The following is a 12,670-nucleotide window of genomic DNA, read 5'->3' on the forward strand; positions in this document are numbered from 1 at the left end:
TGGTCCCGTTACAGTCGGGACGCCCGCAAGGCGCACGCCGCCCTCAGCCGATACGGAATACAGGCAGGGCAAAGAGCACCCTAACCCATCCGTCACCGGACAAGTGCTGCGTTCTCTTCCATCCGGACTCTAACCGTCGGCTCCGGAGTCTCACCGGATCTGCTTGTCCCTTCCGGACCGAAATCCGGAAGGCGCTCGCGGGCTGAGGCGGAGAAATCCGCCAATACCGCCGGTGGGGAGTTTCACCCCGCCCTGAGAACGTCTTTGTTCAAAAGAAACTATGGGACTGTCCTGTAGTGAATGACAAGCAAAAATGCGTTCGCATTCCAGTGAGGACAGATCCGGTCTGCCGGGCAGATACGAAAAAGCCGCCAGATCCGAAGATCTGGCGGCCTGTCCGATAGACCCGATAGCCCGGAAAAGAGGCTCAGTTCCGGGAAGCCGGGGTGTTACGCTGAATGGCGTTCTGCGTTGCATTGGCCCCGCGGGAAACGTCATGCCCGACCGAGCTCACGTCCTGACCGGCGCCATGAACGGTATTGCAGGCCGAAAGCGAAACACCGGCACCGGACAGAAGAGCCAGGGACAGGGCAATGCGTGCGATGGATTTGGTGGACATAGGTAAAAATCCTCTAAAGAGCGTTTTGCCTTGTAAACGACATCCGATGACAATGGTTCACAACAGGAAGAGAAATTTTTTCTCAGGTAATGAGCCACTTGGACCAGGAAAATGACTTGATATCGTTCTGACGGGGCTCATTCTGAACGACCTGCGCCGTCACGCGCTTTATGAAATGTTTTCCCCTGCTGTGAGGATCCATGTCCAGCTTCCAGAACCGCCCTGCCATCGTCTGGTTTCGAGACGATCTGCGCATGGCAGACCATCCTGCCCTGCATGAAGCCGCTGCTTCCGGCCGACCGGTGATCTGTCTCTACATTCTTGATGATGTCACGCCGGCTCTCCACCCTCTCGGAGCCGCCGCACGCTGGTGGCTTCATGGGGCGCTGGCCGATCTGCGACGGAACCTGGAAAAGCAGGGCGGGACGCTGCTGACGCTTTCCGGCTCGGCTGAAAAGCTGCTTCCGCAGCTCGCGAAACAGACGGATGCGGCCTCTGTCCACTGGCATCACCGGTTGCATGAACGGGAGCGGGTACAGGATGACCGCATCCGGCGCACGCTGGAAGAGCAGGGATGTGAGGTCCACGCGCATTGGGGCACGGTTCTGGTCGATCCGGACACCGTGCAGACGAAACAGGGCGGATTTTACAAGGTCTGCGGGTCGTTCTGGAAAGCGCTTCAGACGCATGCCGTTCCCGAACCGCTCGAAGCGCCGTCCAGCCTGTCGTTCCACGCCGTCCCCGCCTCTGTCCTGTCCGATGCCCGGCTGAACGAGGACAGCCTCTGTCCGCAGGCGCCGGACTGGGCGGCGGGTTTTCGCAAAACCTGGGAGCCGGGCGAGGCCGAAGGGCAGGAGCATCTTGAGGATTTTCTAAAAGATTCCGTCGCAGGTTATCCCAGAGGCCGGGACCGGGTGGCGGAGGAAGGAACGTCCCGCCTGTCGCCCTATCTCGCCTCCGGCGCGGTATCGCCCCGGCAGGTCTGGGCCGCGCTTCAGAAGCATGGCGCACATACGGAGGGTCCACGGATCTTCCTGTCGGAACTCGGCTGGCGGGAGTTCGCCCGCTACACGCTGTATCACCTGCCGAAACTGCCGTTTGAAAATCTCAGCCCCAAATTTTCTGGAATGCAATGGCGGAAAAGCGCGTCTGATCTGAAAGCCTGGCAGCGCGGGCAGACGGGGGTGCCGATCGTGGATGCCGGGATGCGTCAGCTCTGGCAGACCGGCTGGATGCACAACAGGGCCCGCATGATCGTGGGGTCTTTCCTGACGAAGCACCTTCTGATCGACTGGAAAGAAGGGGAAGCCTGGTTCCGCGATACGCTGGTGGATGCGGATTTCGCCAACAATGCCATGAACTGGCAGTGGGTCGCGGGAACGGGCATCGAAGCCACACCGTTCTTCCGGATTTTCAATCCCACGCGACAGGCCGAGAAGTTCGATCCGGAGGGCGACTATATCCGCCAGTGGGTTCCCGAACTGCGTCGCCTTTCCGGCAAGGCGCTGTTCGAGCCCTGGGCAGCAGCAGACGAGGATCTGCGAAGAGGGGGTGTCGTGCTGGGCAGTACCTATCCTCGCCCCGTCGTCGATCTGAAGGACGGGCGGGACCGCGCCCTTCAGGCGTTCAGGGCCCTTTGAGACCCTGAAAGTCCGGCCCCGTCAGAGGGGCCGGAGCGAGCGGATCAGAGACCGCCGTTGAGGAAGTTGTTCACGTCGCCGCGCGTCTTGGTGCCCAGGGCGTTGACGCGATCGCGCTGTTCCTGCGGTGCATTCTTGAGCTGCTGCAGGCGCTGGGTCTGCTGGTCGCGCATGCTGGTCAGCTTGGACTGCTCGCTGGTGATCTGCTTCTGCAGGCGTGCCTTCTGGTTGGCGGGGGCGTTCGTGTACTTGTCCTTCAGGTCCTGGATACGCTTTTCACGGGCGGCCTGCGCGTCCTGGGACTGCTTCTGGTAGTTCTGAACCCGGTTGTTCAGGCAGTCTTCCCGCTGTGCCAGACGACCGAGGACACCGGTCTGACCACTCTGCTGGCAGGTGCTCGAGGTCGTGCTGTCCGCTGCATGGGCCTGCGGCCCAAGGGAAACCGCCCCGGCAATCAATCCTGCGGCAAGCATCGAACGGGAAAAGAGGGTGAAGTTCATAAAATCTCCTGTAAACGGATCAGTAAAACAGAGCACGCCCTGATGGCGGGAATGTGGCCTCTTCTGAAAATGCCTATTCCATGCCCTCGGCAATCATCGATATCCGTTCGGGCGCCAGTAACGTGATATGGGTAATGCTTCTGATATTGATGAGTTTCTCTTTTTTGAATGCGCTGAGGATCCGGCTGACTGTCTCAATAGTGAGTCCGAGATAATCCGCGATATCGGTGCGGGGCATCGGCAGATCAAGTTCGATCGGGTGGGCTGGATCCGGCCTGTCCAGATGGGAGCAGCGTTCGATCAGGAATGTGGCCACGCGTTCACGGGCCGTCTTGCGTCCCAGAAGCGTCATGCGGGCCTGCATCAGAGCAAGCTCGCGGGAGGCTTCCTCGCGCAGCCGGTGTTCGAGGCTGGGGAAACGTTCGGTCAGGCGCTGCATGCCGGCATGGGGGAAGCGGCAGAGTGTGGCACCGCCAAGAGCTTCGGCGCCGAAGGCATAGCTGGTGGAGGCGGCAAGTCCCAGGAAGTCCCCGCCTTCCGCAAAGCCGGTGATCTGGCGCCGGCCATCCGGAAGAAGGGTGAAGAGCTTGACCCGGCCGCCGGTCACGACAAAGAAATCATTGGCTGGCGCGCCTTCCTCGATAAAGGAGCGGCCATCCGCGACTGTCATGCGGGAAGATTCACTGGCCAGGATGGCCAGGTCACAGTCGTCAATGCTGCTACAGATACTCAGACGCCGCCCCACGCAATGGGCGCATCGATCATGGACATCCTCTGGACTATGTGACGCTGACATGATGAACCCCGTTTGCGTTGCGCTGACCTCAGCCTGAAGACTTTCAGCCACACTACCACATAATTTACCAGACTTGATTCAGGTCAAGGTGATGGGTGGGGAGGAGTGCTTTGTGAGGCTCAACAAATGTTGATGGAACATCCAGATGAAATTTAACGCTTTCGCGCTGGCTGCCGCAGTCGGTGCCGTTGCCACTCCGGCGTTTGCCCAGACGGCCCCGGCCGCCGCTCCTGCCGCGCCTCAGGTCATGGTCAGCGCGCCCATGACGGCAGCTCCGGTGCCTTCGGTGAACATCCATGCGCCGGCTTCAGGGCACTGCGGTCTGTTCCAGACCTGCGCCAATACGCGCATCGGGCTCGGCAAGGGCGACTTCATCGTCCGTCTGTCCGCCCTCGGCGTCCTGCCGGAAGACCGTGACAGCAGCCTGTCCCTGAACGGCGCCCATCTTGGTGGCCGCGTGAAGACGACGCGTCAGGTCATGCCGGAACTGACGTTTGAATACTTCTTCACGGACAATCTGTCGGTTGACCTGATCGCCGCCAGCACCCGTCACGAAATCGCCGCTGAAGGCGTTCCGGGTCTGGGTAAGGTCGATGTCGGCAGCGCTTGGGTCCTGCCGCCGACGGTTACGTTCGCCTGGCACTTCCGCCCGCACAAGCGCTTCAACCCGTATGTGGGTGTTGGCGCGACGCTGGCATGGTTCCACAATATCTCTCCGGCCAACAATGGCCTGACGCAGAAGGTGAACATCGGTGTGACCGGTGGCCCGTCCGTCAATGTCGGCTTCGACTATCAGGTCGTTGGCAACTGGTTCTTCAACTTCGACGTGAAACAGATGTTCATGCGTGTCCACGCCTGGGCCCAGGACAGTGCCGAGACGACGAAGATCACGGCGCACGACTCCCTCGATCCGACCGTCGTCGGCGCAGGTATCGAATACCGTTTCTGATCTTCCGATCAGGACCCGGACGTCAGGAAAGCGGCTCTTCTCCGGAAGGGCCGCTTTTTTTGCATTTTTGTGGCAATCTCATAAAACTTTTGCAATTCGATCATTCGGGAAGTGCAAAAGTCCCTTCGTTTCCTTATGTGACATCTGGCGCCCTGCCATGGGCATGGTAAGACCGTCTGCCATGAAAACGTCCGACTGGTGGCAGATACAGTATTTTCCAGACGTTTCGGACGAAACGGGACGTCTGTCCTGACAGAGTTACGGGGTTTTCTATCAGCATGCGCGTTTCACGCGTCGGCGCGCTGGCCATAGGCCTGCTATGCCTGGCCATTCTTCTCGTTGTCGTCCTGCGGTTCCGAACCCCGCATTCGCCCGTTGCAACGGCCGAGTCCCCCATGGTGACGCAGTCGCAGGGCCATCTTGTCGTGCGCGAAGGCAGTCCGCTTGAGAAACGCCTGATCATCCAGGAGGTTGCCAGCGTTTCCCGCGGGCATGGTCTCATGCTGCCCGCACAGGTCATGACGGAACCCGACCGGCAGGTGAATGTCTACGCGCCCGTCACCGGGCGGATTACTGGCGTCTCGGTCCATCTGGGCCAGAAGGTCCATCGCGGACAGGTCCTCGCCACGATTGCCGCCGGCGATCTGGATCAGGCCTGGGCTGACGATACCCGTGCCCGCGCGGCTCTCGATTTCGCACGCCGGGCCTATGCCCGCGCCCAGGGCGTTCAGGCGATCGGCGGCAATGCCGTCAAGGATCTGGAATCCGCCCGCAACGATCTGGCGCAGGCCCAGGCGGAAGCCGAGCGGACGCAGCGCAGGCTTCAGGTTCTGGGTGCGCGTCCGGGCTATTCGGCGCAAGGACAGGCCCCGCTCGTCTCTCCGATGGACGGTGTTGTGTCCATGACAACCATGGCGCCGGGCGAGAACATCACCGACCCGACCGCGATCCAGATGACGGTTCTGGACCTGTCGGAAGTCTGGATCGCCGCCGCCATTCCGCAGGACAGTCTGGCACAGATCAGTGACGGCAATGTGCTCTCGGTCAGCTTCGATGAATTCCCGGGGCGGACCTGCTCCGGCCGTGTCGTCAGCTTCGATCCTGCGCTTCATCCCGATACGCGCCGGGTCAACGCCTATATCGCCTGCCCGAACACCGATGGCGCCCTGCGCCCGGGCATGTTCGTGGATGCGACGCTGAATGTCCCTCAGGGCAGTGACGTCATCATCCCCAAGACCGCACTCCTGATGAACAATGATCAGGTGTCCGTTTTCGTCGAGGTTGCACCGCGGACATTCCAGCGGCGCGACATCGTCATCAGCTATGACGAGGGCGACAGTGTGCGTGTGCTCAAGGGGCTTTCCGCCGGTGAACGCATCGTGACGAGCGGTGCCATTCTTCTGAATGATGACTGATCCGGTGGCCCTGAGCTGATGATCGAACGTTTCATCTCCTGGTGCTTCAATCACCGGAACATCGTTTTCTTTTCCGCCCTGATCCTGGCGCTTCTCGGTGGTCTTTCCTGGAAGATCCTGCCGGTCGAGGCCTATCCGGATCTGGGCGCGGTCAGCGTGTCGATCACGACGCAGCAGGAGGGTCTGGCCGCCGAGGAAATGGAGCAGCAGGTCACGATCCCGCTCGAGCGGACGCTGGCCAGTGTTCCGGGCGTGACGGACAGCCGCTCCACCAGCACCTTCGGCCTCTCGCTCATCACGCTGATCTTCCGTGAGGGCACGAATGTCTACGCGGCGCGCCAGCTCGTCGAGACGCAGCTTGCCAACAACCCGCTGAGCAACGGCGCCATGCCGGCACTTGGTCCGATTTCCGGCCCGAGCGGTGAGATCTACCGCTACACGCTGGAATCCGACGACAAGAACCTGCTGGAACTGTCCGATCTCCAGCGCTGGACCATCATCCCGGCGATCCAGCATGTGCCCGGCGTCGTCAGTGTGGACAATTTCGGCGGCCTGACGCGCGAGTACCAGCTCGTTCTCGATCCGGCCTCGCTGATCCGCTACCACGTCGGCCTTGAGGACGTGCTGACGGCCATTCGCAACAGCAACGTCAATGCCGGCGGCGGCCGCGTCAGCCGGGGCGAGCAGTCCTACATCATCCGCGGGATCGGCATGATCCATACGCTGGACGACATGGGCAATATCGTCGTCGCCAGCCACGGCGGCGTGCCGGTCTTCGTCAAGGATCTGGGGCAGGTCCAGTTCGGGCATCAGGTCCGTCAGGGCATTCTGGGCAAGGACAAGAATCCGGATACCATCGAAGGTGTGGTGACGATGCTGAGCGGGGAAAACCCCTCGCTCGTGCTCGACGGCCTTCACAGTACGGTGGCCAAGCTCCAGCAGCAGCTCGCGCCGAGCCATGTTCGCATCGTGCCGTATATGGACCGTGACCATCTGGTCCTGTCCACGACCCACAAGGTCACGGAAACGATGATCGAGGGCATTCTCCTCGTCGGCGTGATCCTGACCCTGTTTCTCGGCAGTCCCCGCAGCGCCATCGTCACGGCCGTGACGATCCCGCTCGCGCTGTCGGTCGTGTTCGTGCTGATGCACAGCTTCGGCATGTCGGCAAATCTGTTCTCGCTCGGCGCCATCGATTTCGGCGTGATCGTGGATGGTGCCATCGTCATCACCGAGACGATCCTCCGCATCCGCGAGGAGCGGCCAACCGAGGCGCTCGTTCCGTCCGAAGTCCTGCCTGTCGCCCAGCGCGCGGGGCGGGCGATCTTCTCGTCCACGCTCGTCATCATCGTGGCCTACAGCCCGCTCTTCGCCTTCGAAGGCAGCGAGGGCAAGCTCTTCCGCCCGATGGCCTATACCGTCAGCTTCGCACTGCTCGGTGCGCTGCTCTGCGCCCTGACGCTCATTCCGTCCCTGACCTATCTGGCCCTGCACAAGCCGAGGCACATCTGGCACAACCGGCCGCTGGAATGGCTGCATGCGCGCTACACGCACTGGCTCGGCCATTTCATTGATCGTCCGCTGATCGCCTATGGCGCCGGTGTTGCGGCCATGGTCGCGGTCGTGATCCTGGGCGCGACGATCGGACGTGAGTTCCTGCCCGATCTGGACGAGGGGTCACTCTGGCTTCAGGTGCAAATGCCGACGGGGATTTCGCTGGAAAAGGGCGAATCCATCGCCAACGAACTGCGTCATGCCGTCCGTGAGTTCCCCGAGACATCCTACGCCATCACGCAGCTTGGCCGTTCGGATGACGGCACCGATCCCTGGACGCCGTCGCATATCGAAATGCCGGTCGGGCTGAAGCCTTATGACCAGTGGCCCTCCGGCGAGACGAAGTCGCAGTTCGTCGAGCGTCTGCGCACCCGTCTGTCCAGGATTCCGGGGATCGATTTCGGCATCAGCCAGCCGATCCAGGATAATATGAGCGATCTGGTCGGCGGTGCGCACAGCCCGCTCGTCCTGCGCGTCTATGGCAATGATTTCCAGGAACTGCGCCGTATCGGCCAGCAGATCGTGGATATTCTCCATCAGGTTCCGGGAACGGCCGAAGCATCGATCTTCCAGGAGCCGCGCATCCCGCAGATCGACGTGGTGGCCGACCGTCTGGCCGCGGCGCGTTACGGCATCAACATCTCGGATATTTCCGACGTCGTGTCGAACGCCATCGGCGATGCGCCCATCACGACCGTCTATGTGGATGACCGCTTCTACAACGCGACGCTGCATATCCGCCGCAAGGATCTGCAGGACATGCAGGCCCTGTCCCAGATTCCGCTTCTGGATGCGGAAGGGGCTTATATCCCGCTGTCACAGGTTGCGCATGTCGGGCTGCATATGGGCGAGAGCAACATCGCCCATGAAATGAGCCATCGCCAGATCACCATCCGCGTGGACAACGGCAAGCGGCCGCTCTCGCAGTATCTGGCGGACGCGCAGGGCCGCATTGACCAGCAGTTGCATTACGACAAGGAAAAATACACGCTCGAATGGGCCGGCTCCTTCCAGCAGGAAGAGCGGGCCCAGAAGCGCCTGATGATTGCGCTGGGCGTGATGTTCGCCGTCATGCTGGTTCTGCTGTTCGCCGAGTTCCGCAAGATCCGTCAGGCCCTGCTGATCCTCAGTGTCGTGCCGCTGGCAACGCTGGGTGGCCTGATCGCGCTGCATGTCCGGGGTGAGACGCTGAATATTGCGACCGCCGTGGGCTTCATCGCGCTGTTCGGTGTGGCAGTGCAGAACGGCATCATCATGATTGCCAGCATCAACCGTCATCGTGTGGAAGGTCTGGGCGTGCGCGATGCGACCATCGCCGGTGCGGCCGAACGCTTCCGCCCGGTCCTGATGACGGCCACCGTTGCAACAGCAGGCATGTTCCCCGCAGCACTCGCCACAGGTGTGGGCACGGACGTGCAGCGCGGTCTGGCAACGGTCGTGGTCGGTGGTCTGGGTATTGCCACGCTGCTGACGCTGTTCGCCCTGCCGGTCTATTTCAGCGAGCTTGAAATGTGGGTTGAACGCCGGGATGCGAAGAAGCGTCCGAAACCTGCCGCAGACGGAGCCGGATCATGATGCTGCGCTCCAGAATGTCCCGCCGTGTTTCGCTTCTTCTGTGTCTGACTGCGCTTTCAGCCTGTGCGGTCGGCCCGGATTTCCATCGCCCGGACCTGCCGAAAAACATGGCCTATCAGGGCGCTCCCCTGACAGCCACGGCCGGGCATGGCGTGGTTGGTGCGACCGTGCAGCAGCAGTTCCGGGCGGGTCTGGATATTCCGGGCCAGTGGTGGGCGGTGTTCGGCAATCCGAACCTGAATGCGCTGGTCGATCAGGCGCTGGCAAACAACCAGTCCCTGCGTGCCATGCAGCAGGGGCTGAAATCCGCCTGGGAACAGCGCCGGATCGAGGGCGCAGGGCTGTATCCGACGCTCTCCGCCTCGTTCAACCCGACACGCAACAAGACATCGCGCGTCTACTCGCCGATCCCGAACGCCAATGTCTGGCTGTACAACGTCCGTACCGCGCAGCTGAATATCGGCTATGTGCCGGATCTGTGGGGAGGCACGCGCAGGGCGATCGAGGCGGCGGGTGCGCAGGCGGATCTGCAGAAGTTCCAGCTTGAGGCCACCGCGCTGACGATGATTTCCGATCTCGTGAATGCGACGATCGAGGAAGCCACGATCCGTGCCGAGATCGACGCCACGAACGAGCTCATCCGCAGCCAGCGTGCCGTGCTGAAGACCGTGACGGCCGAGCAGGGTCTCGGCAATGCGTCGCGGCAGGACATGGCCCAGCAGCTGGCATCCGTGGCCCAGCTTGAGGCGACGCTGCCGGGTCTGAACCTGCAACTGGCCCAGACGCGGGATCAGATGGCCGTGCTGGTTGGCGTGACGCCCAATTCTCCGCTGCCGGAGTTCCGGCTTGAGCAGTTCACCTTGCCGAAGACGCTGCCGGTCTCGCTGCCCTCGGACCTGCTGAACCAGCGGCCTGACATCCGCGCCGCGCAGGCCCAGATCCAGTCTGCCAGTGCGCAGATCGGCGTGGCCATCGCTAACCGTCTGCCGAACGTGCAGCTCAGTGCCACGCCGGCGCAGGCGGTCGGGGTCATGAGTGATTTCTTCAAGCCTGGTTATGGCAACTGGACGATCGCCGCGACCGTCATGCAGCCGATCTTCCAGGGTGGTTCGCTGCTCCATGCCGAGCGTCAGGCGCGCGACAACCTGCTTCAGGCCAATGAAACCTACAAGGCCACGGTCCTGTCTGCGATCCAGGACGTGGCGGACAGTCTGCATGCCGTCACGTTCGACGCCGATGCCCTGACGGCTAATGAGAATACGCTGAAGGCAACGTCGCAGAGCCTGAAGATCGCCCAGGGGCAGCTTCGGCTTGGGGATGTCAGCGAACTGGTCATGCTTCAGGCCCAGCAGACCAATGCGCAGGCCCGTCTGGCCTATGTGCAGGCCGAAGGCGCGCGTTTCTCCGACAGCGTGGGGCTGTTTCAGGCTCTGGGTGGTGGCTGGTGGAACCGCAATGACATGGGCATGACGCCGGCGGCTCAGAAGGCGCTCGGCAAGTCGCTGGTTCCCTGGTGAAGCTCAGGGCTCTGCCCTGAAACTCGCCAAAGGCCGAGGCCTTTGGAAACCGCTTCATTGGAATCGGGATCAAAGGGACTGAGTCCCTTTGCGGGGTTCCGGAGCAGAGCCCCGGAAAACACGCCCTTACGGACGCGGTGCGTAAATTGCGCTCAGGCGATCAGGCGTGCCTTCGATGCGCTCCAGATGCGGGTAACGCAGACCGTCGTGATAGGGGATGGAGACCGTGCTGACATGGTCGCCGGACTTCACGATCAGGCGGATATCCTGCTTCGGATCCTTCTGCGCGTCCGTGACGGCATGGAGCAGACGCTGCGGCGTGAAGCTCATGTCGTTGACGGCCAGGATCGTCATGCCCGGAACCACACCTGCCTTGAAGGCCGGGCTCATCCAGTGCTCACGTCCCACGTGTCCCGCGCCATTCACTGTCAGGCCGAGGGAGAAGGACAGGTCCGTGGTGTGGCGCGCGGCTTCGCTGGCCTTGATGAAGGAGGTCGGCTTGGACGTGTAGACCAGCTTGTATCCGCCATTGGTCAGGCCGTTGAGGGGAGCGTGAAGCTGGATCGTGTCCAGACGGTCATGCAGGAATTTGGCCCAGTCATAGGGCTGCACGCTGTTGAGTGTCGCAACCACATCGTCGAACTGATAGGGGCTCACAACGAAGCTGCCGCTGTTCGTGCCGAAGAAGGCCTTGGCAAAATCATCCAGCGACTTGTGACCGTCTGACAGCTTGCGGATCAGCGCATCGGCATCCAGCCAGACGAGCTGGCCTTCGACGTAATAGTCCTCCGAACGCTGCCAGTCGCGCCATGATAGCGGCGCGCGCTGGGCGATGACCGGATCGTTCGTCGTGTCTTCCAGCGGGCGCCACTGACGGCCCGTCTGGTTGTCATAGGACGCCGCCATATAGGCCAGGGCTTCGAAGCCCTGATCCTTCGTCACCAGGCCCGAGCGCGCGGCGAGGACATTGCCCCAGTACTGCGTCTGCCCTTCATAGACCCAGAGCATCGAGCCACGCTGTGGCGTGTTGAAGTTCGGCGCCCACAGATCAGCCGGACGGCGATACTTGCCGTTCCACGAATGGGTGTATTCGTGGGCCAGCAGGTCACGTGTGGGGAACGTCTTGTCCCATTCCGTGAAATAGCCCGGAGCCGCGCTGTTCTCGCTGGACTGATGATGCTCGAGGCCAATGCCGCCAAGTTCTTCCGTCAGGGCGAGCAGGAAGTCGTAATGGTCATAGTGGTGCGATCCGAACAGGGACGTGGCCTGACGCACGAGGTTCTGATGGGCGGCAACCTGCTGTGGCGTGGCGTCCAGTGAATCCGGATCATCCGCCACGACGTCCAGCGAGACCGGAACATGGTCCGGGCCGGTCAGGTCGAATTTGCGGAAATAGCGCCCGGCATAGATCGGCGAGTCCACGAGCGTATTAAAGGTCGTGGCGTTGAAATGCGTTTCGTCACCATAGGTGGCGGCGCGGAGGGCCGAGCCGATCTGCCAGCCATGGGGCACGCGTATGGAAGGCTGCACCGTAATGCCGCGGGTGAAGTATCCGGCCGGGTAGAGCGAGACCTGATCCCACTGCACGTTGACGATGGATGGCGTCATGACCATCCGGCCCTGGCCTGGCGCAATCGGTGTCAGAAGCTGGAAATGCAGATCCAGAGTCGGCGTGCTGCTGGAGACCGGGATGTGGAAGGCGGCGACGTCGACCGTATCGCGCTTCCAGTCCAGCGTGCGGCCACCGCTCTGTACGTGCAGGCTGGCGAACTGTTCGAGCACGCCCGTCGGGGAATGGTCGCCTGGGATCCACATCGGATACAGAAGGATCATCTCACCCTTCTGCTGCGCCTCTTTCGGCACCGGAACTGTTTCATGGATCGACATGACGTGATGGACAGTATCGGTCGCATCAACCGAAACCATCAGGTTGCCCGGGAAAGGACGGTCCTGCGGTTCCGGAATGGGAGCCGGCATGGGCAGCGGCATGGGCTGGGTCTGGGCAAGCGCAGGAGAGACCAGACCGCTGAAAGCCGTCAGAGCGGCCAGAAGACGCAGAGAGGACATGAGGATATTCCGCTTGTAAATCAAATTACTTCAAGCCC

General features: G+C 61.8%; 9 protein-coding genes and 1 riboswitch. Of the genes, 5 read left to right on the forward strand and 4 right to left on the reverse strand.

Going from position 1 to position 12,670, the window contains the following annotated elements:
- Positions 1 to 106 precede the first annotated feature (106 nt).
- Positions 107 to 264: riboswitch (FMN riboswitch) on the reverse strand.
- Positions 265 to 427: 163 nt separating this feature from the next.
- Entirely contained in the window at positions 428 to 619 is a 192-nt protein-coding gene (locus tag HKD27_RS03325) for an entericidin A/B family lipoprotein (protein WP_024716914.1), read from the reverse strand.
- 200 nt (positions 620 to 819) lie between these two features.
- On the opposite strand from HKD27_RS03325, the gene HKD27_RS03330 reads away from it, so the two are divergent.
- Entirely contained in the window at positions 820 to 2,259 is a 1,440-nt protein-coding gene (locus HKD27_RS03330) for a deoxyribodipyrimidine photo-lyase (RefSeq protein WP_194688476.1), read from the forward strand.
- A 44-nt stretch (positions 2,260 to 2,303) separates the two neighbouring features.
- Here HKD27_RS03330 and HKD27_RS03335 read toward each other — a convergent pair whose 3' ends face one another.
- Together HKD27_RS03335 and HKD27_RS03340 are read right to left on the reverse strand one after the other, a co-directional pair.
- Positions 2,304 to 2,759: a hypothetical protein gene (locus HKD27_RS03335; RefSeq protein ID WP_194688475.1), complete on the reverse strand. Its 456-nt coding sequence runs from the start codon at positions 2,757 to 2,759 to the stop codon at positions 2,304 to 2,306.
- A 73-nt stretch (positions 2,760 to 2,832) separates the two neighbouring features.
- Entirely contained in the window at positions 2,833 to 3,429 is a 597-nt protein-coding gene (locus HKD27_RS03340; RefSeq protein ID WP_194264855.1) for a Crp/Fnr family transcriptional regulator, read from the reverse strand.
- A 271-nt stretch (positions 3,430 to 3,700) separates the two neighbouring features.
- On the opposite strand from HKD27_RS03340, the gene HKD27_RS03345 reads away from it, so the two are divergent.
- From HKD27_RS03345 to HKD27_RS03360, 4 genes are all read left to right on the forward strand, one after another.
- On the forward strand, positions 3,701 to 4,504 hold the full coding sequence (locus tag HKD27_RS03345) for an OmpW family protein (RefSeq protein ID WP_062495070.1): 804 nt from the start codon (positions 3,701 to 3,703) through the stop codon (positions 4,502 to 4,504).
- Between the two features lie 278 nt (positions 4,505 to 4,782).
- Positions 4,783 to 5,919 (forward strand): efflux RND transporter periplasmic adaptor subunit, encoded by a 1,137-nt coding sequence (locus HKD27_RS03350; RefSeq protein ID WP_062495069.1) that lies wholly within the window; start codon positions 4,783 to 4,785, stop codon positions 5,917 to 5,919.
- Positions 5,920 to 5,937: 18 nt separating this feature from the next.
- Complete coding sequence (locus HKD27_RS03355) at positions 5,938 to 9,048, forward strand: efflux RND transporter permease subunit (RefSeq protein ID WP_062495066.1); 3,111 nt, start codon at positions 5,938 to 5,940, stop codon at positions 9,046 to 9,048.
- Complete coding sequence (locus tag HKD27_RS03360; RefSeq protein WP_194688474.1) at positions 9,045 to 10,565, forward strand: efflux transporter outer membrane subunit; 1,521 nt, start codon at positions 9,045 to 9,047, stop codon at positions 10,563 to 10,565. Before HKD27_RS03355 ends, HKD27_RS03360 begins: the two co-directional genes overlap by 4 nt.
- A gap of 126 nt (positions 10,566 to 10,691) precedes the next feature.
- Here HKD27_RS03360 and HKD27_RS03365 read toward each other — a convergent pair whose 3' ends face one another.
- On the reverse strand, positions 10,692 to 12,632 hold the full coding sequence (locus HKD27_RS03365; RefSeq protein WP_194688473.1) for a M61 family metallopeptidase: 1,941 nt from the start codon (positions 12,630 to 12,632) through the stop codon (positions 10,692 to 10,694).
- Positions 12,633 to 12,670: the final 38 nt, after the last annotated feature.

The sequence above is a fragment of the Gluconobacter sp. R75690 genome (genome assembly GCF_015244525.1).
Taxonomy (GTDB): domain Bacteria; phylum Pseudomonadota; class Alphaproteobacteria; order Acetobacterales; family Acetobacteraceae; genus Gluconobacter; species Gluconobacter potus.